This is a genomic window from Candidatus Neomarinimicrobiota bacterium (assembly GCA_021157965.1).
Classification (GTDB): Bacteria; Fidelibacterota; Fidelibacteria; order Fidelibacterales; family Fidelibacteraceae; genus Fidelibacter.
In genome coordinates this window covers 25,558-51,440 of the sequence record JAGGVO010000047.1, presented here as the reverse complement: position 1 = coordinate 51,440, position 25,883 = coordinate 25,558, and the positions used below count along the sequence as shown (strand labels likewise).

Annotated in this window: 24 protein-coding genes and 1 tRNA gene; 16 read left to right on the top strand and 9 right to left on the bottom strand. The window is 44.9% G+C overall.

Annotated elements, in window-relative coordinates; all coding sequences use genetic code 11:
- The first annotated feature begins 6 nt into the window (after positions 1-6).
- The 13 genes from J7K63_07760 to J7K63_07700 all read left to right on the top strand — a co-directional run bounded on the left by J7K63_07760 (position 7) and on the right by J7K63_07700 (position 13,430).
- Positions 7-3,339 (top strand): CPBP family intramembrane metalloprotease, encoded by a 3,333-nt coding sequence (locus J7K63_07760; GenBank protein ID MCD6234915.1) that lies wholly within the window; start codon positions 7-9, stop codon positions 3,337-3,339.
- Positions 3,336-4,193: a tRNA (adenosine(37)-N6)-dimethylallyltransferase MiaA gene (gene miaA / locus J7K63_07755; GenBank protein MCD6234914.1), complete on the top strand. Its 858-nt coding sequence runs from the start codon at positions 3,336-3,338 to the stop codon at positions 4,191-4,193. Before J7K63_07760 ends, miaA begins: the two co-directional genes overlap by 4 nt.
- A 561-nt stretch (positions 4,194-4,754) precedes the next feature.
- On the top strand, positions 4,755-5,309 hold the full coding sequence (locus J7K63_07750; GenBank protein ID MCD6234913.1) for a peptidyl-prolyl cis-trans isomerase: 555 nt from the start codon (positions 4,755-4,757) through the stop codon (positions 5,307-5,309).
- A gap of 657 nt (positions 5,310-5,966) precedes the next feature.
- On the top strand, positions 5,967-6,908 hold the full coding sequence (locus tag J7K63_07745) for an SDR family oxidoreductase (protein ID MCD6234912.1): 942 nt from the start codon (positions 5,967-5,969) through the stop codon (positions 6,906-6,908).
- Between the two features lie 16 nt (positions 6,909-6,924).
- Positions 6,925-7,566 (top strand): bifunctional 3-hydroxydecanoyl-ACP dehydratase/trans-2-decenoyl-ACP isomerase, encoded by a 642-nt coding sequence (gene fabA, locus J7K63_07740; protein MCD6234911.1) that lies wholly within the window; start codon positions 6,925-6,927, stop codon positions 7,564-7,566.
- On the top strand, positions 7,553-8,017 hold the full coding sequence (locus tag J7K63_07735; protein MCD6234910.1) for a beta-hydroxyacyl-ACP dehydratase: 465 nt from the start codon (positions 7,553-7,555) through the stop codon (positions 8,015-8,017). The genes fabA and J7K63_07735 overlap by 14 nt, the downstream gene beginning before the upstream one ends.
- Complete coding sequence (locus J7K63_07730) at positions 8,014-9,285, top strand: beta-ketoacyl-[acyl-carrier-protein] synthase family protein (GenBank protein ID MCD6234909.1); 1,272 nt, start codon at positions 8,014-8,016, stop codon at positions 9,283-9,285. The genes J7K63_07735 and J7K63_07730 overlap by 4 nt, the downstream gene beginning before the upstream one ends.
- 47 nt (positions 9,286-9,332) lie before the next feature.
- Positions 9,333-9,578: an acyl carrier protein gene (locus tag J7K63_07725; GenBank protein MCD6234908.1), complete on the top strand. Its 246-nt coding sequence runs from the start codon at positions 9,333-9,335 to the stop codon at positions 9,576-9,578.
- On the top strand, positions 9,562-10,428 hold the full coding sequence (locus J7K63_07720; GenBank protein MCD6234907.1) for a 1-acyl-sn-glycerol-3-phosphate acyltransferase: 867 nt from the start codon (positions 9,562-9,564) through the stop codon (positions 10,426-10,428). Before J7K63_07725 ends, J7K63_07720 begins: the two co-directional genes overlap by 17 nt.
- A 1-nt stretch (position 10,429) precedes the next feature.
- Positions 10,430-11,065, top strand: coding sequence for a 4-phosphopantetheinyl transferase family protein (locus J7K63_07715; GenBank protein ID MCD6234906.1), 636 nt, complete (start codon positions 10,430-10,432; stop codon positions 11,063-11,065).
- Positions 11,066-11,123: 58 nt separating this feature from the next.
- Positions 11,124-11,525: an Rrf2 family transcriptional regulator gene (locus tag J7K63_07710; protein ID MCD6234905.1), complete on the top strand. Its 402-nt coding sequence runs from the start codon at positions 11,124-11,126 to the stop codon at positions 11,523-11,525.
- Between the two features lie 59 nt (positions 11,526-11,584).
- Complete coding sequence (locus tag J7K63_07705; GenBank protein MCD6234904.1) at positions 11,585-12,427, top strand: sulfite exporter TauE/SafE family protein; 843 nt, start codon at positions 11,585-11,587, stop codon at positions 12,425-12,427.
- 7 nt (positions 12,428-12,434) lie between these two features.
- Positions 12,435-13,430 (top strand): hypothetical protein, encoded by a 996-nt coding sequence (locus tag J7K63_07700; protein MCD6234903.1) that lies wholly within the window; start codon positions 12,435-12,437, stop codon positions 13,428-13,430.
- Positions 13,431-13,441: 11 nt separating this feature from the next.
- Here J7K63_07700 and J7K63_07695 read toward each other — a convergent pair whose 3' ends face one another.
- From J7K63_07695 to lysF, 7 genes are all read right to left on the bottom strand, one after another.
- The gene (locus J7K63_07695) at positions 13,442-13,840 is read right to left on the bottom strand and encodes a hypothetical protein (GenBank protein ID MCD6234902.1); all 399 of its coding nucleotides are present in this window, start codon (positions 13,838-13,840) and stop codon (positions 13,442-13,444) included.
- Positions 13,841-13,904: 64 nt separating this feature from the next.
- Positions 13,905-14,042, bottom strand: coding sequence for a hypothetical protein (locus J7K63_07690; protein ID MCD6234901.1), 138 nt, complete (start codon positions 14,040-14,042; stop codon positions 13,905-13,907).
- 244 nt (positions 14,043-14,286) lie between these two features.
- Entirely contained in the window at positions 14,287-15,411 is a 1,125-nt protein-coding gene (locus J7K63_07685; protein ID MCD6234900.1) for a hypothetical protein, read from the bottom strand.
- A 5-nt stretch (positions 15,412-15,416) separates the two neighbouring features.
- Positions 15,417-16,082, bottom strand: a complete 666-nt coding sequence (locus tag J7K63_07680; protein MCD6234899.1) for a hypothetical protein — start codon at positions 16,080-16,082, stop codon at positions 15,417-15,419.
- A gap of 190 nt (positions 16,083-16,272) precedes the next feature.
- Positions 16,273-17,370, bottom strand: coding sequence for a tetratricopeptide repeat protein (locus J7K63_07675; GenBank protein MCD6234898.1), 1,098 nt, complete (start codon positions 17,368-17,370; stop codon positions 16,273-16,275).
- Positions 17,371-17,467: 97 nt separating this feature from the next.
- Positions 17,468-18,379 (bottom strand): sugar kinase, encoded by a 912-nt coding sequence (locus J7K63_07670; GenBank protein MCD6234897.1) that lies wholly within the window; start codon positions 18,377-18,379, stop codon positions 17,468-17,470.
- A gap of 1 nt (position 18,380) precedes the next feature.
- Complete coding sequence (gene lysF, locus J7K63_07665) at positions 18,381-20,354, bottom strand: homoaconitase (GenBank protein ID MCD6234896.1); 1,974 nt, start codon at positions 20,352-20,354, stop codon at positions 18,381-18,383.
- Positions 20,355-20,571: 217 nt separating this feature from the next.
- Between lysF and J7K63_07660 the strand changes: the two genes are divergently transcribed.
- On the top strand, positions 20,572-23,295 hold the full coding sequence (locus J7K63_07660; GenBank protein ID MCD6234895.1) for a pyruvate, phosphate dikinase: 2,724 nt from the start codon (positions 20,572-20,574) through the stop codon (positions 23,293-23,295).
- Between the two features lie 360 nt (positions 23,296-23,655).
- Here the strand turns inward: J7K63_07660 and cas6 are convergent, their stop codons facing one another.
- Positions 23,656-24,456: a CRISPR-associated endoribonuclease Cas6 gene (gene cas6 / locus J7K63_07655; GenBank protein ID MCD6234894.1), complete on the bottom strand. Its 801-nt coding sequence runs from the start codon at positions 24,454-24,456 to the stop codon at positions 23,656-23,658.
- A 180-nt stretch (positions 24,457-24,636) separates the two neighbouring features.
- On the opposite strand from cas6, the gene J7K63_07650 reads away from it, so the two are divergent.
- A tRNA-Ser gene (locus tag J7K63_07650) sits at positions 24,637-24,725 on the top strand.
- 63 nt (positions 24,726-24,788) lie between these two features.
- Complete coding sequence (locus J7K63_07645) at positions 24,789-25,289, top strand: GAF domain-containing protein (protein MCD6234893.1); 501 nt, start codon at positions 24,789-24,791, stop codon at positions 25,287-25,289.
- Here the strand turns inward: J7K63_07645 and J7K63_07640 are convergent.
- On the bottom strand, positions 25,271-25,843 hold the full coding sequence (locus tag J7K63_07640) for a peroxidase-related enzyme (GenBank protein ID MCD6234892.1): 573 nt from the start codon (positions 25,841-25,843) through the stop codon (positions 25,271-25,273). The two genes, J7K63_07645 and J7K63_07640, sit on opposite strands and share 19 nt — an antisense overlap.
- Between the last annotated feature and the right edge of the window lie 40 nt (positions 25,844-25,883).

Sequence of the window (25,883 nt, the reverse complement as noted above, 5' to 3'; positions counted from 1 at the left end):
AATCCCATGATAAAAAATAAATCGCTTCTCTTTTGGTCCCTTTTTATCACCCTCTTTGTTTTAGGAAGTGCTTATGCGTGGTTGAAGTTTACCGATGCCTTTCCCGTTGTGAATGTTCAGGTGAATACAGATAGGGAAGAAGCTGTCAGAATTGCAAAGCAAACCGCAGAATCCCGTGGATTTTCTGTAAGCGGCATGCAGACTGCCGTTCGCTTTGATCTGGACCGGGAAGTGCAGTACTATACCGAATTGGAAGCCGGCGGAAAAGAAGCTTTCGGGAAAATGCTGGCAGATACCCTTTATGAACCCTATACCTGGCTTGTTCGCTTTTTCCGGGAACGTCAGGATGAAGAATTTCTGGTCCGTCTGACTCCCGGCGGACAGGTTTATGGATTCTATGAGAAGGTCCCGGAGGATAATCCCGGAGAAATCCTTTCCGAATCAGAAGCGCGGTCTTTGGTCGCCGGACTATCAAAAAGTTATCATGTTCCACTTCATGCTTATAATGAAGTGGAAGTCTCGTCGGAAATAAAACCCGGTGGGAGGATGGATCATGTTTTTGTCTATGAACGACCGGATATTACCCTGGGAAAGGATGGTCGGTATCGGATTCGTTTTACAGTCACCGGGAATACCGTCACTCAGATAAAGAGATATGTCGAAGTGCCGGAAGCCTTCCGATTGCGATACGAAAATATGCGGGCAGCAAACCGGACCATTTCAAATGTGGGATTGGTGGCCATGTTCCTCTTTCTGGGTGTGGGCGGATTGGCAGGATTATTCACCCTTTTAAAACGACATGCCGTTAAATGGAAACCTGCTCTGTATTGGGGCGGAGGGATTGCCGTCCTTCAGATTGCGGCCCTTTTTAATCAATGGCCTCTGATCTGGATGAATTACGATACAGCCCTGTCAAAGAACAATTTTGTGTTCCAACAGATTTTTGACTTTATTCTCTTGGGAATGGTTCTGGCTTTTGTGATGACCCTGACCTTTGCAGTAGCCGAAGGTCTGACCCGCATGGCTTTTCCCCGGAAAATATGCCTTTGGAAAGTGTGGAACGGACCTGTTGCCGCGACAGGTGAAATTCATAAACAGACCTGGATCGGTTTATTGTCCACGGGGATATTTTTTGGTTTTTCCACAATTTTCTATATTGTTGCGACCCGCTACTGGAATTGGTGGTCACCTGCCAGTCCTCTCTATGATCCCAATATTCTGGCCCATATTATTCCCTCGTTGAATCCTTTGGCAATTTCCCTCCAGGCCGGATTTTGGGAGGAAGCCCTTTTCAGGGCCATACCTCTCGCCGGAGCAGCCCTTCTTGGGGAAAGGTTTGGCCGGAAAAAATGGTGGATTGGTGGAGCCCTTGTGCTCCAGGCCTTGATTTTTGGGGCAGCTCATGCTTCCTATGCGAATCAGCCTGCCTTTGCCCGGGTTGTGGAACTCTTTATTCCGTCTCTGGCCTTCGGATTCCTTTATCTTCATTATGGCCTCCTGCCCGGAGTGATTTTGCATTTTGTATATGATGTGGTGTGGATTTCCCTGCCACTCTTCAATACCTCCGCCCCCGGAAGCGGAGTACACAGGACCCTGGTCATCCTGCTGACCCTCTTTCCCCTGGGGATTATCTTTTTTCACCGGTTGAGACTTGGAAAACAAGAAATCAAAGCGTCATATCTGAATGGCAAACATGTCGTGAAAGTCCTTAAAAAAGAAAAACCTCCTGAATTGCCTTTGAAAACCGGGCAGATTACACCCATGGCCAGGGGATTTTTATTTCTTTTCGGACTTTTTTTCCTTGTGATCTGGTATCATTATACGTCCTTTGAAAATGAGGATTCCGGATTAAGAGTGGGGCGGGCTGAGGCCCGGAGGGCCTCCGAAGCGGCTCTTGCTGAGCGGGGTTTTGAGTTGGCAGACAGTATGTGGATGGTGAGTGAACGGGTAGTGATACCACAGGAACGGGAGGGCCGCTTCGCCCGGCAGAGCGGTGGTGAAACGGGGTACCGGCAACTCATGGGGACATTCCTTTCCGGCCCCGGCTGGGTTATCCGCTATGCACGCTTCTCCGGTGAAGTGCCGGAAAGGGCTGAAGAGTTTAAAATTCATGTTGTGGGGGATGGCGAAGTCCGCCGTTTCATCCACCGCCTGCCGGAAGCCCGCCCCGCCCCCTCGCTCTCCGAAAAGGACGCTGAAAAAAAAGCGGATGCCTTCCTCCGTGCCCGTTTGGGTCTCGATCCCCTTTTACTGAAGAAAATATCCGTCATCCCCCAAAAGATGCCGAATCGTACAGATTGGACCTTTACATGGGCCGATACACTGCGATATCCCCTCAATGCAGGAGAAGGCCGCCTGAATGTGACGATTTCCGGAAATGAAGTGAGTCGCTACAATCCGGGCTACATTCATATTCCGGAACAATGGGACAGGGAAGAACGGAACCGGGAGACCCTGCTGAGTCTGATTCAAATCCTGTCTGTAGTGTTACTGTTCATCCTGCTTATTATAATGGCTGTTTCGGCTTATCAGGAAGAAACTCATGATCAGTTTCCTAAAAAAGTTTGGGTTATCCTGGGGGGTATTGTTTTATTGGCAGGTCTCTTTCACATGTGGAATACATGGCCGGTCACCCGATTTAACCTGAATCCGGCTGAGCCATTGCAAGGACAGATATTCCGTACAATTGCCTTTGGTGTAATCCGCAGTCTGGTGATGGCGTTTTGTCTGCCCCTGTTTTTATTTTTAATACGTGATTACAAATCGGACCACATGCGGGACCGGCCATCGCGGTGGGTAGGTTTATCGGCCGGTCTGTGGGGATTGGGCATATTGGTACTGGTTCAAAGCAGGCTGACCTTTTATAATCCGGTCTGGGCCGATTATTCAGCACTCAATGCCCGAATCCCCCTGATGCATCTCCTTGTTATGCGTATATGGGTTTTTTCCATCATCTGTATATTGTTCATGATACTCTTTCGTGGCGTAGATCATCTGACAGGAGGTGGAGTCCGCAAGCGAGCTTATGGATATCTTGCATTTCTCGTCACCGGATTCGGTCTATCAGCTCTCTTTTTCATGGATACACAGATAAGCTGGTTCGGATCCGGATTGGTGCTTTTTCTCTGGTCCGCCTGGGTATACCGGGTTGTTTTCCGGGCAATGCCCTCAGCGATACCCTTTGCCATTTTCCCCTTTTTCGCTGCCTATGCATATACCCAAATCCGCTATGAAGGATATCCGGATGTTTTAATAGCTGAATCTCTGGTCCTGGCGGGACTTTTAATCATTGCTTTTCTTTTCAGCCTCTATTTAAGAGTGAGACAGAACAAAATATGAATCAACCGGAACTCGTCATTGTTACAGGTCCCACTGCTTCGGGGAAAACTGAATTGGCTGTCCGTATGGCCCTGGAAATGAAGGGGGTGATTATATCTGCTGACAGCCGGCAGGTTTACAAATACATGGATATTGGCACAGCAAAACCCACCCCGGAGGAGCAGAAAGGCATTCCTCACTATCTGATGGATTTTCTGGATCCCACCCAGACTTACAGTGCCGGTAAATTTGGACGAGATGCCCGGAAATTGATTGACACTTTTATGAAAGAAAAGCGTCCTGTTATCGTCTGTGGCGGTAGTGGTTTGTATATCCAGGCCATGCTGGGTTTTATCCCTGAAGGGCAAAAAGCAGATTCTGAAATACGCAAGTTAATCCGCCAGAGAGGTGAAACAAAAGGTTGGCATATCCTGTGGCAGCAGTTGCAGGAACTTGACCCGGAATATGGAAGAATAACAGATTCCAACAATATCCGCCGTATATCAAGGGCTTGGGAAATCATTGAACAAACGGGGAAAACACCAAGTGAACATTTTGCGTCCCAGGAAAAGTCTTTCCCCTGGAAATACCGTTTTATTGTCACGGATATTCCCCGAAAAGAGTTATGGCGTCGTATTGAAATCAGGACCCGGCGTATGATTGAAAAGGGCTTTGAAAGGGAAGTCCGTTGTTTGCTGGACAAAGGATACAGTCCCTCACTTAATGCCCTGAATACCGTTGGTTACAAAGAGATGATCGCCCATGTCCGGGGAGAGTACAGCCTGGAAGACGCCGAGCACTGGATCAATATCCGGACGCGGCAATATGCAAAAAAACAAATAACCTGGAACAAGAAAATGTTAAAGCGGTATTAGAATGAGGCTGTTAATTTTATCCAGCCAAATCTCGAATTGTTATTTGAGCCGTTATATTGTATTTTTCATCGCTAATGTAAACAAAAAGGAATTACAATGAAAAAAATCTTGATTGTATCGATGGTCATCTTTGCGCTGATTGCAGGTTGCAGCAAGGACTCCGGGGACGTATTATACTCGAAAAGTGCCCCGGAATATACATTTTTCAAATCACTGGCGGATACTGTTCCGGTACTGAATCCGGATGAAAAAGTCACACTGATCGCCATGGATTGTGGAAATATCACCAATTATGATGTCATGCCGGAACTTTATCGGGCTGTCAATGGACAGTTGGACATAACGGAGGTTCCTTTCGAGCACATTATCAATTATATCAATCAGGTAGCGGCTTCCCTGGCGGACAAAAATATGTTTATGGCAGATGCTGCTGATCAGGGGATCGAGGTTCCTGAGGAAGATATCCAGGCTGAACTGGAACAAATCTGGTCCAACCCCCGTTTTGGCGGTTCAGAGGAAGCATTCAAAAATTACATTGAGACCCAGGGATTTACCATGGATATGGTCCGGCAGGACATTCGTGATGGATTGATTTTCCAGGCCTATCTGGAACAAGTCATTGACCCTGAAATAGAAGTCCCGGATGAAGTCCTGCGGGAAGCTTATAAAGAGCCGGTATCTGCATCAGTCCGCCATATACTGCTTTCAACACAGGGACAGAATTCTGAAGAGAAGGCAGAAACCCGGAAGAAAATGGAAGGAATTCTCAAACGTGCCCGCTCCGGAGAAGATTTTTCCGAGTTGGCAAAAGAGTATTCAGAAGATCCCGGTTCCAAGGAGAGGGGCGGACTTTATGAGAATTTTTCCCGTGGACAGATGGTCCCGGCATTTGATGAAGCTGCTTTTACAGAACCTGTCGGATCAATTACAGATATCGTAGAGACCCAATTCGGATATCATATTATCAAGATTCTGGACCGAAAATCCGAAACACGACCTTTTGAAGAGGTCCGCGATTCACTTCGGGAAAATGAACTCTCATCACTCCGGAATGCTGCGATTGAAGCCAAATTGGAAGAGCTCAAGGAAAAATATAATTATTCTAAAGAGTTTTAAGTTGTGAGTTTGAATTTTGAGTTAAGGGAAGGGCGGTTTTAACCGTCCTTTCTTCATTTACAGAATCAAAAGTCCTATTGGGACAGGCTTTTAGTAAAAACGGCATGGTGCATTGATCAGATTGAATCATTTGATTGATGGGTGAATGGAAACATATTATAAGACACGTGATATATATGATTAATAATATTAACTTGCATTAAACTGGGAATGAGTGTATTTTACCCCCGGGGTAGGGGGCGAGCACATCACCGAAACCATATACTTGATTTCTCCCATTATCTATAAATCAAATTTCTATATATAAAATAATTGTATGACATAAACCGGAATTATGGTTACCATATTTCCAAAAAGTGTTACCTATCTTTTGACATAAAACTGTTACCTATCTCCTGACACACACATTCTCAACGTTCAAACGTTTTTCTTTTCACTATCAACTCTTGTCCTTATATTATTTCACGCTTCGGGCACGGGAGGGAACCCAAACCGAACGTGACATAAGTGATATTAAGGCTGTTTCCCGCAGGAATACGGTCGGGGATGAAGATTATCCTGAAAAAAATGCACGGGCATAACTGTAAATTCCCCATGCGTTGTCAAAAGGAAATTCTTCTGAAAGTCGATGTTATGTACGGAAAATATGGAGGTACCATGCAATTTGAGAACAAGCGATACTGGGGCGTGATATTAGGAGCATCCAGCGGTTTTGGTCTGGCCACGGCTAAAAAGCTGGCTTCACAAGGGATGAATATTTGTGCGGTTCACAGGGATCGCCGGGGTGCAATGAAGAATGTTGAAGAGGAATTTGATGCCATTAAAGCTTGCGGTGTAAAATTTCTCTCTATGAATACAAATGCTCTGGATCCCGAAGCCCGTCAGGAAGTATTGAATACACTGCAAAAAAATTTAGGAGAAGGAGAGAAAATCCGGATGCTTCTCCATTCTATTGCTTTTGGCAATCTAAAACTGGTTGCACCATTCCCGGATGGTAACAGACAGGCATCTGTCCGGACTCTTCTGGCAGAAAAGCTTGGAATTTCCAGGGAAAAAATGGATACAGCTATTCAGGATCTTTTTTCTGTTGGTGTGTCCCGGCTCTATCCTCTGGCCGATCCTCCGGCATACAGCAATGAACGGCTGGCTTCGGAAGAGGATTTTTCCAACACCATCTATGCCATGGGAACCAGTCTTCTGGGATGGGTTCAGGATATTTTTTCCCGGAAAATTTTTGCTTCCGATGCACGGGTGTTTGGACTAACCAGTGAAGGAAACAGTGTGGCCTGGCGGGGATATGCACCCGTAAGCGCGGCGAAGGCCGTTCTAGAGTCCGTTTCCAGGACCCTTGCCGTAGAGATGGCACCTTATGGGATTCGGTGCAATATTATTCAGGCTGGAGTGACGGATACGCCGGCTTTACGTCATATTCCGGGACACGCACATATTGTCTCATCCGCCATGCTGAGAAATCCTTTTAAACGGCTTACCCGCCCCGAAGACGTGGCAAATGTCATCGCCCTTTTATGTACGGATGAAGCAGCCTGGATTAATGGTGACATTATCCGGGTAGATGGCGGAGAACATATTGCCGGATGATAAGGGAGATAAAAAGATGAAATATCAGGAATTTCTTGCACGCACATCTTTTGAGAAAGAGGATCTGCTTGCATTTGCCCATGGGCATTTGATTCAGGATGCTCCCGGTGAAATGGGACGTCTTCCGGCTCCTCCCCTTCTTATGGTGGATCGTGTAACCTGGGTGGATAAGCGGGGACGGCGGGGTCACATAACGGCTGAAAAGGATATTCGAATTGATGACTGGTTTTTTCAGTGCCATTTTCTTGGCGACCCTGTTCAGCCGGGTATACTTGGACTGGATGCCATCTGGCAATTGATCGGATTTTATTGTTCACTGAACGGAGCGACCGGTTCCGGTCGGGCCCTGGGATGTGACGCGGTGGAATTTAATGGACAAATTCGTCCCCATAACCGAATTGTCCGTTATGAAATTGAAATCCGGCGTTTTAGTGAGATCAGAGAAACCGGAGCCATGATTGCCTTGGGGAACGGGAAAGTATTTGTGGATGACGAACTGGTTTATGTAATGAAAAATGCCAAGGCCGGAATATTTAAGGATATTGCATATACAGATTATCCCATCCGTTCCGATCATGCCATTGGAGGATTACCACCCCACGAAGAATCAACCCTCGACAAAGTTCTTAAACGATTCCGGAGGAATGATGGACAATAAACCAGCACCTGAACATATTAGAGAGAAAGTCTTGGGAACCATGCCTCAAAAGCACCCTTTCCGTTTTGTCGATGCCATTCGTGAACTTTCCACAGAGGAAATCAGCGGTGAATACAGAGTGACTGGTGATGAATTTTTCTTTCCCGGTCATTTTCCCGGAAGACCTACCATGCCCGGGGTAATTCTTATTGAAGCCATGGCCCAGGTTGCGGTAGTAGCCCTGGGGATATATGAAACAATGGTGACAGGGGGAGATCTGAATAAGGTAACCCTCTTTACGGAATGTGAAATAGAATTTTTTAATGTGGTTCCGCCGAAAAGTAAAATACTGATTCATGGGAAAAAGATTTACTTCCGGCGGGGTAAAATTAAAAGTAAAGCATGGGTGACCCTGGAAGACGGGACACTGATCGCCCGGGGAAACCTTGCCGGAATAGGAGCAGAGGTATGAATAAAAGACGCGTTGTTGTTACCGGGCTGGGAATCATAGCCCCCAATGCCCATGGCATACTGGATTTTGAAGAAGCCTTACGGAAGGGGAAAAGCGGTATCCGGTTTCTTCCCCATCTTGAAGCATTAAAGTTCGGATGCCGTGTCGGCGGAGTTCCCGATAATCTTGATCAAACAGCTGGAGAATATTTTCCGGCGGATGTTCTTTACGTTCTCAATGAATCCATGCGTTATGCAGGCATTGCAGCCATTGATGCCTGGAAAGATGGTGGATTGGAAGTCCCCCGACCCGATGATGATCAGGTTAACTGGGATTCGGGAGCTATCGTTGGGACTGGTATAGGTGGTGCGGACACCCTGGGAGTCATCATTCCGAAAGTGAATGAGGGACGGGCAAGAAGACTTGGATCCGCCGTTGTGGAACAAACTATGTCCAGCTCGGTTTCAGCACGATTGAGCGGACTTTTGGCTCTGGGAAACCAGGTGACAACCAATTCCAGCGCCTGTTCAACAGGAACAGAAGCGGTGATTATGGGATATGAACGCATCCGCGACGGTAAGGCGGATAAAATGCTTTGTGGTGGTGCCGAAGGATCCTCTCCCTATATATGGGCCGGATTTGATGCTATGCGGGTCCTGAATACAGGAAAAAACGATGTTCCTGAACAGGCATCCCGTCCCATGAGTGCCACTGCCGGAGGATTCATTCCCGGTGCAGGAGCCGGGATTCTCTTGCTTGAAAGTCTGGACAGTGCACAAAAGAGAGGTGCCCGGATTTACGGGGAGATTCTGGGAGGAGCTGTCAATTCTGGTGGTCAACGAAACGGCGGAAGCATGTCCGCCCCGAACGGCGAAGGTGTACAGCGATGTATCCGTACGGCCTTGAAGAATGCAGGTGTCAAATCCGGAGATGTAGATGTCATTAACGGCCACCTGACGGCAACGATGGCCGATCCTTTGGAAATCGCCAACTGGGCGTCGGCTCTGGAACGGAATCCCCGGGATTTTCCCTTTATCCATGCAACAAAATCTCTGGTGGGACACTGCCTTGGAGCCGCAGGCGGGATTGAATGCGTTGCCTCTCTCCTTGAAGTGCATAAAGGGTTTATCCACGGCTCTATAAACTGCGAGGATTTGCATGAGAAAATTCTTCCGTATGAGGAGCATGTTGTACATCAGACGATAGAAAAAGATTTTAAAACCCTGATCAAGGCCAGTTTTGGCTTTGGAGATGTTAATTCGTGTGTCGTTTTTCAAAGATATGAATGATAAACAATCAATAGTGACAGCGATCAAACCATAAAAAGGAGGAAACCATGGAACAAAAAGTAATCTTTGAGAAAATCCTTGAGATTCTCAAACCCTATGTTCGTGAAGCGGAAGATCTAAAAAATGCAACGGAAGAAACGGATATTTTAAATGATCTGAAAGTAAATTCTTCCCGCCTGGTGGATATTATCCTGGCCATTGAGGATGAATTTGATATTGAAGTTTCCGATGATGAGGCCGATGAGGTCCAGACAATCGGTGATATCGTATCTCTGATTGCCGGGAAAATCTGAAAACGGCTATTCTGTCATGAATACTATCCATGCAGTTCAAAAAGACCCGGCTGATAAAGGCCGGGTCCATTCTGAAATTAACCGGAACTCTTCCCAAGAGGTTTCAATACCTTTCAGAATGCGTTGGCGGTGTACCATACAAAAATGGGTTGACTGGATCTTTTTTCCCTTTTTAGCGCCATTGATCATTTTCATTTTGAAACATGTCCGTAAAAACCGAATACAGAATCTGAAGAAAATTCGGATGCTTTTCAAACGGATTGCAGGGGAGAGCAAAATTCCAACGCTCATTTGTGCCAATCACTTGACGAAAGTAGATTCAATTTATATTCATCATGCATTTGCGTCTGTTTTTTTCTATTGGCGGCATTTCAGGCTCTTTTCCTGGAATATTCCTGCCAAGGAAAATTTCTGGACGAATCCCCTGGACCGGCTTGTGACTTACCTTGGGAAATGTATTCCAATTGTCCGGACCGGTACACCCGAACACCACAAGGAGGTCCTGGATACACTTCGATATCTCCTTTCCCGTGGTGAACTGTGTACGGTTTTTCCTGAAGGCGGCAGGAGTCCAAAAGGCCGGGTGGATGTTGAAAATGTCCGTTACGGAGTCGGAACGATTTTAAATGCCCTGCCGGACTACCGGGTCATCTGCGTTTATCTGCGTGCTGAAAGCCAAAAGGAAATGACAGACCTGCCTCCCAAAGGGGATACCCTTTATTTTGATTTTAAAGTGATTACACCACAAAGTGTGCAGAAAGGCAGACGGGCCGAAAGGGACATTTCACGGACCATTATCCGAAAGATTAAAGAAATGGAAGAAGTGTATTTTGAGCAACGGAAAGAATAACGTGCCTTTTGTCCTGGGAAATGACCTTGTGGATTTGAGTCACCCGGATACCCTGAATTTCCATCCACGTTTTCCACAACGCATCTGTACACTTTCAGAAAGAAATTATCTGAACCTTATCCCACCGGATAGTCCTGAATATATTGAAAAACTCTGGATGATTTGGAGTATTAAAGAATCAGCTTATAAAGCATGTAAACAATATAAACCGGACGTGTCCGGTTGGTGGAATTCTTTTGAAGTGATTCTTGAAAGGAGACAGGTTTTGTGTTTTGGAGATTTTCTATTGAATGTTAAAACGGATATGGGGAAAGGAGGGATGTCCGGAAATACTCCATATATTCATAGTCTCGTGTATTCTCCTTCTCTGTCACGTCATCAGATAAGTAGCGGTGTTACATGGATCAGCCCCGATCAAAATCCTTCCGATGCAGTAAGGGAATTTACCACAAGCCGGTTGTTGGCATCCGGCAGGAAGGATGGAGATAAGACGATAAAGTGGGATAAAGAAAATTCAGGTGCTCCTGTCCTCCGGATCAATCACAAAGTCTTACCGGGACGATTTTCGTTCAGTCATCACGGGCGGTTTGTCTCCTATGCCTGCTGTCTGACTGCAGGGATTCCGGCAAAAAAGTAAAAAAACTTGCTGTGAAAACATTTAATCCGTATTATAACGATAAGAATAGTAGAGAATTATGAAATTATCCGCAAAAAGTGAATATGCCATTCTGGCTTTGATTGATCTGGCTGAAAGAGAGTCCGGGGGCTTGCATCATATTGAAGATATTGCCAGGCGGAAAAATATTCCGCGCAAGTTTTTAGAACAGATTCTTCTCATTTTAAAAAGAGCTGGTTATGTCCGAAGTAAACGGGGGGCAGAAGGTGGATACAGAATAGGGAAGAATCCCTCGGAGATTTCTTTGGCTGAAATCATTCGTCTGATGGATGGTGCATTGGCGCCAGTGGACTCAGTCAGTGTTTATTTTTATGAAAAAACACCCATAGAACAAAATCAAAAATTGATTGACGTCTTTCGTGAAATCAGGGATTATATTTCCACAACGATGGAAGGGACACACATTTCGGATTTAGTGTAAAAATTTTTTTAATTTTAAATACGATAATCCATATAGAGAATATCATGAAGGAGTAGATCATGTTTCAATTGACATTAGAAGTAGGACTTGCTTTGTTGGGACTTGCATTTTTTGCAGAACTTATTGATTCGTCTATGGGGATGGGGTATGGGACAACCCTTACTCCTCTCCTATTGATTCTTGGCTTTGAACCATTACAGGTAGTCCCCGCGATTTTAATATCTGAACTGGTGACAGGATTACTTGCAGGATTTACACACCATGCCATTGGAAATGCTGATTTTAAACCCAAAACCATGAATCTTGCCCGTATCTATAAATCTTTCAGAGAAATGGGATTCAGAAAAAGCGTGGAAAAGGGACTTCCCATGAATTTAAAGGTTGCTCTACTCATAGCCAGTTGCAGCATCATTGGCACTGTGATTGCAGTCTTTATTGCAGTGAATATTCCAAAATTTTGGTTGAAAATTTACATCGGAGGACTTGTTCTGATTATTGGAATTATAGTTATTGCGACAGTAAATAAAACCTATGCTTTTTCATGGAGAAAGGTAAGCATATTAGGAATCATTGCTTCATTCAATAAAGGGATGAGTGGAGGAGGATATGGCCCTGTAGTGACAAGCGGTCAGATTTTATCCGGTGTGGATGGTAAAAATGCGGTTGCCATCACTTCTCTTGCTGAAGGGCTTACATGCCTTGTTGGTGTCATTTTATATGCGTTAACTGATACCAATCTGGATTTGTCTCTGGCACCCTATCTGACAATAGGTGCTGTTTTATCTGTTTATCCTTCTGCTTTTTTAGTAAAGTCCATTAAACCTAAAACGTTTAGAAAGGCAATTGGAATGTTAACAATAATACTTGGAATAATGAGTCTTTATAATACACTTGTAAGCTGAGAAGAGCATGAAATTAAATATATTAAATCTATTTTTAGCGATACTTGCTCTAAACGGGTTTTTGTATGCGGGGGAAGATGAAACACGGATAACTCATTTCGGATTTATCAGATTTGCTTTTGTAAGTGAACCGGTACTCGAATCACAGTACTTCTCCGTTTTTCAAGCCCGTTGGGGTATGAAAGGGAAGGCTTCCGACCGCTTAGGCTATAAACTGTATGCAGAGTTTTCTTCTCTCGGTTCACTGGACATTCAAAGGGATTCTACCGGCTATCTGACACATGTATCTGTCGATTTTCCTGCAGGACTGCTAGATGCATATATCGATATGTTTGTAATGGATCAACTTAGATTTCAATTCGGACAGATGAAAGTCCCTTTCAGTGATTCGAATTTAAAAAGTCCGGCATCCATGCCTTTTGTATACCGCCCCCTTACACGTCAAATTGCTCCTCCGATCCGGGATATTGGTGTACTGGCTGAGTGGACACCGGGGGACAGGGGATTCAAGTTTTCTGCAGGTCTTTTCAACGGCGAAGGAGCTAATGCTGTCAATGCTGATGAATATTTAAGCGGTGGTTTGCGGGGAGAAGTCCCCATCTTCGATAATCACAGGATTTCTGTGTCACTATTCACCGATAAATCCAAATCCCGAATTAAGCGGGGGCAGTACATCAATGGTGCTTATCTCTGGTCCGGAAAGCGATTTGAATCCGGCAGCGAAATTGTCATACAAAACCGGAATGAAAAGAGTTCCAACGCATTTTACGTGTTTATGAAAACTTCAATTGAGACAAATAAACCCTGGTTAATGTCTTTTGATCCGGCCTTTCGTTTTGAGCACCTTTACGAAGCCGGTTTTGGAAAAACAACCCAAATGACGACAGGGTGTACATTCCACCTGGATAAAAGCGCCCTGAATATTTTCCGGGTCGAATACATTCACCCTCTAGATGATAACGGGGCTAAAGCCCTTACAGCCCTGCTTCAAATAACTTGGTAGATTTTGATTTATTATTCTATATCCAGTGTCTTTTCAAGGCTCTGAAGACGATGTTCTAATTGGTTAAACCGTTGTTTTTGCTGGACTGTTGACCAGTTTGTCTTTTTATTCGATAAATAGGACATCAGAAGTTCTTCCGGATTAAATGATGTGTCCGGTGCCTTTTCCAGATTCTTTAAGAGATCTTTCAGAGATTCTTTTTCCTCTGTCAGGATTTCCTGTTCCCTTTCCAGTTCATCTTTGATCTGTCGAACTTCAGATATCGCCTTGGACATATTGATTTTAGCATTGGCAACTTCAATGGAAATAGATGTGGATTGCCATGCAATAGTTAAAAGTCCAAAGGTTGCCACAATCATACAAAAACTTAAGGATATCCAGAAAAATCGTGGAATGTTTGATGGTGTCATCCGAAAACCCTCCATTCTTATTATTTTTATACCGGACATGTCCGGACACTCTGTTCATATCCCTTTATAAAGGCATATCATCCCGGATTACGTTGGTGAGGCCAATCGATGCAGTTGCATAGGACATATACTGATAATTGCCGAAGGTATCTGAAAGCCATCCTCCGGCAAGGGGACCGGCAATGATGATTCCGAAATTCAACTGAAAACACTCCAGGTATAAATTCCGCCAGAGTACAATATGGATAAAAATAGAGCAAAGATATTCATGCGTTTTATATAAGACATCCGGATTATGTTGAACGGTTATGTGCATTAATCATTTATGATGTTCAGTAGAAAAAATAGAAAGCTTTTTAAATGATGACAATGCATTTATAACTTGACATGAATAAAAAATGGCCGTTCGGAAAACGGCCTTATTGCGTATGGAAGTAAAATAACTTTTAAAAGATAAATTCCATGCCGATTAATAATTGTTCCCAGGACTCATCCTGTCCCTCATACTTCCAGGTCCATGATTGCCAGGAGGTGCTGATATTTACACTTTGCCGGAAAAGCCATGAGAATCCGACACTGGTCACATGAACCGGGTCTTCTCCTTTGCGCGGGTTGGGTCTGAACTGATATCCTCCATAAAGATTCATGGGCAGGAAGGGAGGATGGACTGCCAAGCCTGCCCGATGGGTCAGGGTCTTGTCAAAATGTTCCTCTATCCCCTCATTGATCTTTTGATCAAACAGTTCACTGTCTTCAGAATCCCATTTTAACCCGTTCCAGTGAATCAAATCGGCCTGATAAAAGAGATCAAACCATTTGAGAAGGAGTGCGGCTCCTACCTGGAATTCCATAGGGCGTGTCAGGTTATAGTCGAAAGGTTCATATTCCAAAATTAGGCTGTCTCCAAAAATCTCCGTGTTATCTTCAGTTACCCATAAGGTTTTTGGCAATTGAGCTGACAGTCCGATGTTCAGATATGGGGTTAAGGTGTGTATCAGCCCTATTTTTCCTGAGACGCCGATAAAAGAAGGTTCAACCAGAAGCTGTGTATTCTGGTTAAAATCCTTGGCTGTCAGCTTAAAATCACCCATCGGGATTTGGAAATCAGTACCGATATAGAGATCTTTGGCAAATTCTGTGGCCCCGGCCAGATGAAATGTATAACTGCTTCCTTCAATTCGTTGGGAATAGGAAGGAATTTCATATTTCATGGCATATTCAAGATCCTGGGTAATCCCCGTTGCCCAGCTCAGATGTCCACGAAAAACGGGTATGGCATGTGTATAGGAAACATGAGATATGCGGTTTTGAGGCAATGTTTCACTTCCGCTGGTAAATTCTCCGGATCCATAGGTCCCCCGAAGTATCCGGAATTTGGTCATGGCGATATTGGCCGGATTGAGTGAGAATTCCGGCATAACCTGACCGGCTGCCACTCCGGCCCCGCCGATGGCTGTACTTTGAGGCAGATGTCCTGAAAACCCGTTAAAAGGGCGTATTGCATCTTCTTCACTGTACTGTGCAAACAGAATCTGAATACTCAAAAAAGCAATAAAAAGTATCTTTCTCATAATGTTTACCGTCTTGGTTTACTGCTGCGGCGATTGTTTGAATTTTCCGTTTTGGTTTCTTTCTGTTTTTCTGAGGATGAGGATGAGCTTCCACCGGAAGAAGATTTGGGGGTTGAATATGATTTGGTTTCACCGGATGTAGCCGGAGGAGGTGACGTGACGGGTGTCGCATTTCCCGAGGAAACGCGGATATTTTCAGAAGGTGGGGGAAGAGAACCCGTAGAATGGGAGGATGGGCCAATTGCCCTGGGGACGGATAATGTTCGCCTTCCGGGGGTTTTATCGCTGTCATTGCCGCCTGAAGAACCGCTTCCAGCTGAGGGAACATAATACCAGTACCCGTCCCGGTACCAGTAATACCGGTTGTTGTAATAATACCAGTCCCGGTTATAATATCTGTAATCGTAATAATAAGGATCGTAATAATAATTCCCCGTAAACCAGTCGTAACGTAAATGCCAGCGATAGGGTGAATAAGAATAGTATCCATAAGGATCGTAAAAATTATAGTTTTCTACCCTGTTGTCATGATATTCTTCATGATAATAAGTGATTGCAGCTGATGAATCCGCCTCAATAGCGGACAAAGGAGGACGTGTCAGCGTATAACACCCCGACGTGAAGATGAGAAGTGCCGCCAGGAATGAAAGATTTAAAAGTATACGTTTCATAAGCCTTCCTTTTCTTCCCGTATATTAGACACGGAAAGAGACCATAAGTTAATTATCTTACACTAAATTACGGATATTTGTTCCCCTTAAAAAGGAATATCATGTCCGGGATTCCGTCCTGTGTGGTTGCTCACATGAAATAAAAAAGGGGTTGATATCAACCCCTTAGAAGTGTATTTGATATGACAATCTATTCCAGAGATTCAATGGCTTTTGCCTGGTCCCAAATAGCCTGCCCTTCTTTCTGCCGGCCCTGAAGATAAATGACACGCCCCAACTTTTTTAAGTAATTTACATTCATGGGATTTTTATCCACCATTTGCTGATAGTAATATTCAGCGGTGGCATAGTCTTTTAATTCAGTGTATAGGTCGCCGACGGCTTCAAGGACAAGCATATCGTCAGGATTCATCGCCAGAACGGTTTCGAACTGATTTTTAGCCTTTTCATAATACTGATTGGCCAGTTCCGTTTCTTCCCGATCTTTTGCTTCAGAGGCCATTTTTACGTAGAGGTAGCCGAGATTGAAATAGTTATCTGAAATATCAGGATTTTCTTCCACGATTTGTTTAAATGTGGCTTCTGCCTCGTCGTAACGTTCTTCTTCAAGGAGGATTCGCGCATAGAGTTTGGCAGCGTCCTGCTTTCTTTCTGTTTCCATCTGGATGACATCTTTCAGCAAGGCCAGGGCTTCATCTTTCTCTCCCTTCTGAATCAGCTGGATTGCTTTATATTCTTTCAAAATCGGGGCTTTTTCGGATTTTTCGAGGCCTTCGTTGATATAAGCCATGCTCTTTTCCGAATCGTTTTCATAGATTTTTGCAATACGTGCCAACTGATAGTAAGCGCGTTCGTCGTCCGGTTTCAGATCTTTGGCATCTTTCAGAAAGCGAGTGGCTTCCTGGACGGCATTAACGGAATCTGTGGCTGATTTGTTCTGTAATGCCATGTAGTATTTTAAGCCCTCATTGTAGGACTTTTGCCAGTAATATTCCTTCAGTTGTTCAATATCTTCTTTGAACTGAGGTCCACGCTCCAGTGATTTATTCAGGTATTCCAGGGCCAGTCCATATTTTTCCTGGGGGCCGTATACATCCCTGGCCAGAAGATATGGCACTTCCGGATTGGTCGGTTCCCGTTCCATGGCCTTTAGGAAAAATTCTTCTGCTTTGGGAAGATTTTTCTGCTGGACATATAGTTTTGCAGATGTGAATTCCTGGGAAGAGCACCCGATAATCAGGGCTATGGCAACCAGAAAAAGCAAGATGTGAACTTTTGTAATTTTCATTATCTCTCCTTTTTAATATCCTTATAATTTATTTAATACACGGCCATAATCAAATAATTTGTCCATCAAATTTTCCTGAATCCCGGAGTCATCCGTTTTAATCCACACAGGTCATTTCCAGTAAATTGCGAACCCGGTGTTGTATAGATTCATTTGTTATTGAGACGAGCCTGTCCGTGGAAAAGGTTTCGACAAGAAATGAAGCCATTACTGTTCCGTGAACCATGGCGATTTTATAATCTTTCATGGATAATTGTCGGGTGTTCCGTGTAGACAGGTATCCCATAAAGCCGCCGGCGAAAGAATCTCCTGCGCCGGTAGGATCTACAACATTCTCAATAGGATAGGCAGGCATGATGAATAATTTATCCTTGTGAAATAGTATGGCACCGTTTTCGCCCCGTTTAACAATGAGAAATTGGGGGCCGGATTGAAGTGTTTTACGTGCCGCGGTGAGTATGCTGGATGTCCCGTTCAGCTGTCTGATCTCATCTTCATTGATGAACAGAATATCCATTTTTGAAATGACATCCAGAAGTGTGTCCCGGCTGATGTCGATCCAAAGGTTCATGGTGTCTAAAGCCGTGAGGGGATGATTTTCCATCTGGTGTAATACTTGCAGCTGCAATTCGGGGTGAATGTTTCCGAGAAAGAGAATGGGACTTTTCCTGTAAGCCGGAGGAAGAGACGGCTGAAAATTTTCAAAGACATTCAGTTCGGTATACAACGTGTCCCGTTTATTCAGATTGCTTTTATACCGGCCGCCCCAGCGAAAAGTCTTTCCTTCCTTTATTTCAAGCCCTTCCAGGTCGATCCCGTGTTTTTGAAGTAAATCCAGTGCGGACTTGGGAAAATCTGTCCCCGCCACACCGACAAGACAGGTTTTAGTATAGTGGGAGGAGGAAAGGCTGAAATAGGTGGAGGACCCCCCCAGGGCACTTTTCCGTCTGCCATGGGGTGTCTCCACACTGTCCAGAGCTATGGAGCCCACCACAACAATTTGTGCCATATCACATTTCCTTTTTCTTGAGTTGTTCCCGGACCCACATATTCAGTCCCCCCTGGAGGATCAATTCCTGGGCAGGAACACCCAGTCCGTCCATGGCAAACTGTTTATCGCGAATATGAATGAACCGGGATTTCCAATCCACAAGGATTTCCAGTTCCGTTTGGTGTGTCAGCTTGTCCTTGCCGAATTGCCGCAAAAGATAATGAATAAATTCGGGAGATTCTACGACGATAAACCCGTTGTTGATGGCGTTTCGCTTGTAAGTCTGGCTGAAGGATCCGGCAATGACCATTTGTATACCCAGGTATTTCAGGGCTGTAGCTGCCTGTTCACGACTGCTGCCTGTGCCGAAATTGAATCCGCCGGCCAGAATATCTCCCGGACGAACCAGGGAGCGGAAAGCGGAATCATAGTTTTCCATGGCCACAGATGCCTGTTGTTCCGGCGTCATGGCGTCATTGTATGTGTATTTCCCGGGATAAATACCGTCTGTATTCATATTGTCTGCCGGACAAAACAGGAGCTTCCCCCGGGTGACTTTGGGAAAGCCTTCAATGAGTTTGGAAGGAGCCTGTTCTGTGGCTTTAGCCAGAGGAATCCGTTTGGCGATGGGATTGAGAACTTTTTCCTCATTTAAATGACTGATGTAACCCTTTATAGCGGATTGAGCCACAACAGCCGGTGATGCCAGATAGGCCTTGGCCTCTTTTGATCCCATGCGTCCCTTGAAGTTTCGGTTTGTGGCGGAGATTCCCACTTCACCGTCTTCAAGAAGGCCCCGGCCCAGACCGATGCACGGACCGCATCCCGGTGGCAAAGTAATGGCTCCGGCATCCAGCAGGGTTTGCCAGTCACCTGCCGCTTCGCTTTTTTTCTGGACCTCAGCCGACGCTGCGGCAATATAGAATGAAACACCCGGCGCCACTTTCTTCCCTCTCACGATTTTTGCCGCTTCAGCCAAATCTTCATATCGGCTGTTAACACAGGAAAGCAGATAAGCTTTATTGATTTTTATTTTTTGTGTTTCGGCCCGGGTGGCGGATTGGTATGTTTTAACATGATGGGGACCGCTGACGACCGGTGTAACGGTATGTAGATCCAGGGTGATTTCCTGGACATAAACGGCGTCGGGGTCGGGGCGGAGCCTAAGCTTGGATAATTCCTTCAGGGTTGACCGGTTGATTCTGGGATGCTGTCCATTTCCGTCTATATCGGATGGAACACCGGGCAGCCCCTGCATCCGAAGTTCCTCCTCCCGGTTTTTCATCCATTCCAGCGTTTTGCTGTCAATGGGGAACAGCCCTGCCAGCGCCCCCCATTCCGTGGTCATGTTGGCAATAGCCAAACGGTCAGCAATAGGGAGAGTAAGAACACCTTCTCCTGAGAATTCCAGAGCATGGTTTAAAACCTCGTCATGATTGAAAATCCCGCATAAGGTTAATATAACATCCTTACCACTGACGCCCGGATTTAGTTTGCCTGTCAATAATACTTTGGTAACAGGCGGGATTTGCCACCAGGTTTTGCCAGTAGCCCAGAGAGCCGCTGCGTCAGTCCTTACGACCGGTGTCCCCAGACACCCCAGGCCGCCGTACATATTGGAATGGCTGTCTGATGCAACAACCAGAGTGCCGGGAAAAGCATATCCCTGCTCACACATAATCTGATGACCGATACCATATCCCGCAGGATAAAAATCCACCCCCATATCCCTGGCAAATTGTTCGATGGTCCGGTACTTTGACAGGTTTTTTTCAGATGTATCCTGAATATTATGATCAAGTGCAAAAACCGGCTGCCGTGGATCGGCTACTGAAAAGGCGCCGATTTCCCGGAATTTCGGGATGACAGCCCCGGTATTATCGTGGGTTAATACATGACGCGGCCGGATGCTGACATAGTCGCCGCTGTGAAGCATCCCCGTGGTGTCTGCCGCGTGTTTTTGTACTATCTTTTCAATAAGATTTTGTCCCATACCGAACTCCTGATTGACCTGGTTGGTTTCTGCTTAACCTTTCCCCGGAAAATCTATTAAAATTTGTGCGGAATGATAATTAAAATAGAGAAAAATTGAAGTAAGAAAGTATCGTGTCGGATTAATTTCCGGAATAATCAGGTAACATCGGTTGTGCTTCATTGCATTTAGAAATGAAGATACTTATATTTCCAAGCTGAAAACAAATGGAGAAACTATGAAGAAAAATGTATATCTTTTTGGAGCAGGTAAAGCGGAAGGCCGTGCCACAGACAAGAATCTGTTGGGTGGCAAAGGGGCTAATCTTGCGGAGATGAATCGCATTGGATTGCCGGTGCCGGCCGGTTTTACGATTACGGCGGATTACTGCAACCGCTGGAATGAGTTAGGGATAGAGAAAGCCATTGAAGAACTGAAGCCTGAGGTGGAAAAAGGGATTTCTCATATTGAAGAGGTTATGGGAGCCAGGTTCGGAGATAGTGAAAATCCCTTACTGGTATCTGTCCGTTCGGGAGCCCGGGTATCCATGCCCGGTATGATGGATACGGTATTGAATTTAGGTCTGAATGAAGATACGGTTGCCGGCCTGGCAAAGAAATCCGGAAATGGTCGGTTTGCCTGGGATTCTTATCGCCGTTTTATTCAGATGTATGGTGATGTCGTCATGGGTATGAAGCCGGAATCCAAGGAAGATGAAGATCCCTTTGAAGTCATTATTGAAAAGGTCAAGAAAGAAAAAGGGGTCGAACTGGATACGGAACTGACAACAGACGATTTGCAGGAACTGGTCGCCCGTTTTAAAAAAGCCGTGAAAGAAGTCACCGGAAACGAATTTCCAACGGATCCCTGGGAACAGCTGTGGGGAGCCATCGGGGCTGTTTTTGGAAGCTGGGATAATTCACGGGCAATTTATTACCGGAAAATGAATGGTATTCCCCATCATTGGGGTACTGCCGTCAATATACAGTCCATGGTATATGGTAACATGGGGGATAATTCTGCGACAGGTGTTGCCTTTACCCGCGATGCGGCTACCGGTGAAAACATTTTTAACGGGGAATACTTAGTGAATGCCCAGGGTGAAGATGTGGTTGCCGGAATCAGAACTCCTCAGCAAATTACGTTGGAAGGGTCACGCCGATGGGCTAAACTGCAGAATATTTCTGAAGAGGAAAGAAAAGAAAAATATCCGTCTCTGGAAGAAGTGATGCCTGAAGTATATAATCAGCTATTTGAAATTCAGAAAAAACTGGAAGAACATTATAAGGATATGCAGGATCTGGAGTTTACCATTCAGGAAGGCCGGCTTTGGTTATTGCAGACCCGGAATGGAAAACGGACCAGTGCAGCGGAGGTTCGTATTGCCATGGAACTCCTGGAAGAGGGGAAAATTGATGAGAAAACGGCGGTAACCCGGGTCGATGCAAACCGGCTGGATGAACTGCTTCACCCTGAATTTGACAAATCGGCTCTGGAAAAAGCCACACTCATCACCAAAGGATTGCCGGCTTCACCTGGCGCTGCAACAGGCCGGATTGTCTTTTTTGCAGATGATGCGGAAGCCTGGAAGGTCAAAGATGAAAAAGTCATTCTTGTCCGTATTGAGACATCACCTGAAGATTTGTCCGGTATGGATGCTGCAGAAGGAATTCTGACAGCCCGTGGCGGTATGACATCCCACGCGGCAGTTGTTGCCCGTGGCATGGGAAAATGTTGTGTTTCCGGTGCCGGCGGCATTCGTGTCAATTATAAAGAACGGAAAATGGTTGCTAATGGAAAAGAATACAAGGAAGGCAACTGGATTTCCCTGAACGGAACAACAGGAGAAGTTTACGAAGGCAAGGTAGAAACCATCGAGCCGAAAATGAGCGGTAATTTCGCAAAACTCATGGACCTTTGTGATAAATATACCAGCATGAAAGTCCGTACCAATGCTGATACCCCAAAAGATGCGAAAGTTGCCCGGGATTTCGGAGCTTCCGGAATCGGCCTTTGTCGGACCGAGCACATGTTTTTTGAAGGGGATCGGATCAAGGCTGTCCGTGAAATGATTCTGGCGGAAGATGAAATGGGCCGCCGGAAAGCCCTTGAGAAACTCCTTCCCATGCAGCGGGGTGATTTTGAAGGCATTTTTGAAGCCATGAACGGACTGCCGGTTACGGTACGCCTGCTGGATCCGCCGCTGCATGAATTTGTCCCCCAGGATGAGAAGTCTCAGGCGGAAATGGCTAAAGAACTGGGTATTTCTCCTGAAGAAGTATTCAATAAAGTGGAAGCCCTGCATGAAGTGAATCCCATGCTGGGACACCGGGGATGCCGTCTGGGCAATACCTATCCGGAAATTACGGAAATGCAGGCCCGGGCTATCATTGAAGCCGCATTGAATTGTAAGAAACGCGGCATAAAAGCCCTTCCTGAAATTATGGTTCCCCTGATTGGGACCAAGGATGAACTGAAAATGCAGGAAGAAATCATCCGGACCACTGCAGAAAAGGTGTTCGAAGAAAGAAATGATAAAGTGGATTACATGGTGGGTACCATGATTGAAATTCCCCGTGCGGCGTTGACGGCTGATGAAATCGCCGAAACTGCCGAGTTCTTTTCTTTCGGGACAAATGATCTGACCCAGATGACCTTTGGATACTCAAGGGATGATGTGGGTAAATTCCTGCCTGTCTATCTGGAGAAAAATCTCTTGGAATATGATCCTTTCCAGGTGCTGGATCAGACAGGTGTTGGACAGTTGGTTGAAATGGGGATCCAAAAGGGACGGAGTACACGTCCGGAACTGAAAGTTGGCATTTGTGGTGAACACGGGGGAGAACCCTCATCTGTCAAGTTCTGCCACAAAGTGGGCATGAACTATGTCAGCTGTTCACCTTTTCGGGTTCCAGTTGCCCGGCTGGCTGCCGCGCAGGCTGCCATCGAGGAAAACAAATAAACCAATCCTCAGCGATTGATAGATAAAAAAAGAGCCTTTGGTATCAAAGGCTCTTTTTTTATTCAGGAATTTATACAATAAAAATTTATTTAATTATAAAACACCCTCGGGGATAAAATAGTGACGAAAATCAATAAATGCAAAATAATATTATAAATCATATTATATATTTTATATAAGTATGCTTTTTACCGGAAAGCGGTTATGGGACAGGTGAGAAAAAAAGAACGGATGACAAATCAAGAGGTTTCATTGCTGATTAACCCAAAAACAGTTGATAATAATTTCTGCCTTTTCTCTTCACACACTCTCAACTTAAAACGCCAACCCCATTTTTTTCACTATTAACTTTCAACTCAACTAAGTTGTAATACGCCGGCCTTTTGCATATTTATCAGGCACAACGTGTTGAAGCATGCCGAATCCATAATCGGTAAATTCTCCCAGGCCAGCCTCATAGGCAAAACGTACCAGTTCCGGCGTTCCTCTGAGAACCAAGGGTGAAAAGAAACTTTTTACCTTGAGAAAACCAAGATCTTCGTATTTATGAATATTGATTAATTTGGTAATCTTGCTTTTTTTTCGGAGTACGTAATCCGGATCAAATTCTACCTTGAGAAAAGGTTTTTCCAGTGTTTTACCATAATAGGCCTCATACCGTCTGTGCATGGCCTGCGTGAGATAATAATTCATGTCGTAATCCATGGGGAGGATAAACATGAAGGCTTTTGATTTTTGTGGTCGGGTTATAGCGGCAGGAGAAAGGCAGGTAAAGTGGGGGACTTCTTCCAGTTCCGCTGTCTCTTCAAATTCTGTCCGTACAAGGGTAAAGCGGGTTGTTTGAATCTGAATGACTTCCCACTCTTTGAAGACTTTATCCAGGCAATTGATGAACTGGACATCCGGGGATGAAATAAAGAGGGTAGTTGGTTCTTCTCCCCCCATAATACGGTTTTCATTGATTTTCCGGTTGGGAATATGAAGTTGTGAAAAAGTATATGCGTCAAAGGATTGCCAGCGGCGTTCCCTGATAATGTTTTCATCACAATAGCGATGAAATGTCCGCGTCGCTAAACGAATCAAATGACGGACTTGTGTATTTACATTAATTGGAATACTATAATTCGGAACTTGCGGAGCTAATATGAGTCGTAAAAGCATCTACTCACCTTCCCAGATGGTTTGATAATACATGTTTTCTTCCTGATCCGCAATATTTTTATCTACCGTCAAGAAACATCGTGAAATTTAAGAAAATGTAAGTTGATTGCAAGGAAGAATTTATTGCTGCCTTTTTCCGTCTTTTAAATGCCCGGGATATCTTTTAAATTCGCGCCTGAAGGAGAGATGGCAGAGCCTGGTTGAATGCACCACACTCGAAATGTGGCGTCCGCTTCGGCGGACCGGGGGTTCGAATCCCTCTCTCTCCGCTCAGCAAGAAGTCCGGCATAATGTCTGTAACGTGGTAAGCGAATCCGGAATGATGATTGAATATGTTTGAATTCTCAGAAATATCAGCCGAAAACCGGGAGTATTTTTATCAGGAACTCTATCATTATGCCGAAACAATGATGTCGGGAGAAACGGATATTATTGCCCTGACTGCGAATATGTCATCCCTGATCTGGCATACTTTGCCGGATATTAATTGGGTTGGGTTCTATTTTTTTAAAAAAGGAGAATTGGTCCTCGGCCCTTTTCAGGGGAAGCCGGCCTGTGTACGGATTGCACCCGGCCAGGGCGTTTGCGGGATGGCTTTTTCTTCCCGTAAAACCCTTCGCGTGGATGATGTACATACCTTTCCCGGACATATTGCCTGTGATCCCGAATCTCATTCCGAAATCGTGATCCCTGTTCTGAATAATAATGATGTGATCGCCGTTTTGGATATTGATAGTCCTTTAATGAGCCGCTTTACTCAGGCAGATCAGATCGGACTTGAAAAGATTGTCCGATTGCTGGAAAAAAATATAAGTTATTCCTCACTATCATAGATATATCCATCGACACCTTCTTTTTCCGGTTCTACACCTAAACCCAGTACTATTCGATTTACAAAGTTAAAATATGCAATGACCAAAGCGGCATCTAATATTGAACGGTCATCAAACCCTGCATGTTTCATTTCAACGATACAATTTTCAACTTCTGTTGAATCAGGAGTCAATGTTAGCTTTTCAGCATATTGGCATAATAACAACTCAACAGATGATAATCCGGCATTTCGATAATTCTTATGAAAAGTCCTTAACTTCTTCTCCTCTTTCCAAAAATGTTTCAGCGCTTCAAGATGATGTTGCTGACAGTATTTACATCGGTTGGCCTTGGATACCACGACAGCTATCATTTCACGCTGTGAACGGGTTAGCGGAGATTTACCGAACATAACCGTCATGTAAAGATCCATGTGCCTGGTTATGCTTTCAGGATTCAAACTCTGAATTTTATGAATGTTTGCCAGCTTACCCCTTGTTTTCTCTAATTGTTGATAGATTTCTTTTAATGTCCCCTCAGCATCATCCGGCTCGATTATTTTGATGTATGCCATTTGTACTCCTTATTGCCGAAAAACTTGTAAATCTCTGATT

Coding starts and splice junctions, on each gene's coding strand:
- J7K63_07760 (MCD6234915.1), top strand. CDS start 7: ATGATAAAAAATAAATCGCTTCTCTTTTGGTCCCTTTTTATCACCCTC.
- miaA (MCD6234914.1), top strand. CDS start 3,336: ATGAATCAACCGGAACTCGTCATTGTTACAGGTCCCACTGCTTCGGGG.
- J7K63_07750 (MCD6234913.1), top strand. CDS start 4,755: ATGGTCCGGCAGGACATTCGTGATGGATTGATTTTCCAGGCCTATCTG.
- J7K63_07745 (MCD6234912.1), top strand. CDS start 5,967: ATGCAATTTGAGAACAAGCGATACTGGGGCGTGATATTAGGAGCATCC.
- fabA (MCD6234911.1), top strand. CDS start 6,925: ATGAAATATCAGGAATTTCTTGCACGCACATCTTTTGAGAAAGAGGAT.
- J7K63_07735 (MCD6234910.1), top strand. CDS start 7,553: ATGATGGACAATAAACCAGCACCTGAACATATTAGAGAGAAAGTCTTG.
- J7K63_07730 (MCD6234909.1), top strand. CDS start 8,014: ATGAATAAAAGACGCGTTGTTGTTACCGGGCTGGGAATCATAGCCCCC.
- J7K63_07725 (MCD6234908.1), top strand. CDS start 9,333: ATGGAACAAAAAGTAATCTTTGAGAAAATCCTTGAGATTCTCAAACCC.
- J7K63_07710 (MCD6234905.1), top strand. CDS start 11,124: ATGAAATTATCCGCAAAAAGTGAATATGCCATTCTGGCTTTGATTGAT.
- J7K63_07705 (MCD6234904.1), top strand. CDS start 11,585: ATGTTTCAATTGACATTAGAAGTAGGACTTGCTTTGTTGGGACTTGCA.
- J7K63_07700 (MCD6234903.1), top strand. CDS start 12,435: ATGAAATTAAATATATTAAATCTATTTTTAGCGATACTTGCTCTAAAC.
- J7K63_07695 (MCD6234902.1), bottom strand. CDS start 13,840: ATGACACCATCAAACATTCCACGATTTTTCTGGATATCCTTAAGTTTT.
- J7K63_07685 (MCD6234900.1), bottom strand. CDS start 15,411: ATGAGAAAGATACTTTTTATTGCTTTTTTGAGTATTCAGATTCTGTTT.
- J7K63_07680 (MCD6234899.1), bottom strand. CDS start 16,082: ATGAAACGTATACTTTTAAATCTTTCATTCCTGGCGGCACTTCTCATC.
- J7K63_07675 (MCD6234898.1), bottom strand. CDS start 17,370: ATGAAAATTACAAAAGTTCACATCTTGCTTTTTCTGGTTGCCATAGCC.
- J7K63_07670 (MCD6234897.1), bottom strand. CDS start 18,379: ATGGCACAAATTGTTGTGGTGGGCTCCATAGCTCTGGACAGTGTGGAG.
- lysF (MCD6234896.1), bottom strand. CDS start 20,354: ATGGGACAAAATCTTATTGAAAAGATAGTACAAAAACACGCGGCAGAC.
- J7K63_07660 (MCD6234895.1), top strand. CDS start 20,572: ATGAAGAAAAATGTATATCTTTTTGGAGCAGGTAAAGCGGAAGGCCGT.
- cas6 (MCD6234894.1), bottom strand. CDS start 24,456: ATGCTTTTACGACTCATATTAGCTCCGCAAGTTCCGAATTATAGTATT.
- J7K63_07645 (MCD6234893.1), top strand. CDS start 24,789: ATGTTTGAATTCTCAGAAATATCAGCCGAAAACCGGGAGTATTTTTAT.
- J7K63_07640 (MCD6234892.1), bottom strand. CDS start 25,843: ATGGCATACATCAAAATAATCGAGCCGGATGATGCTGAGGGGACATTA.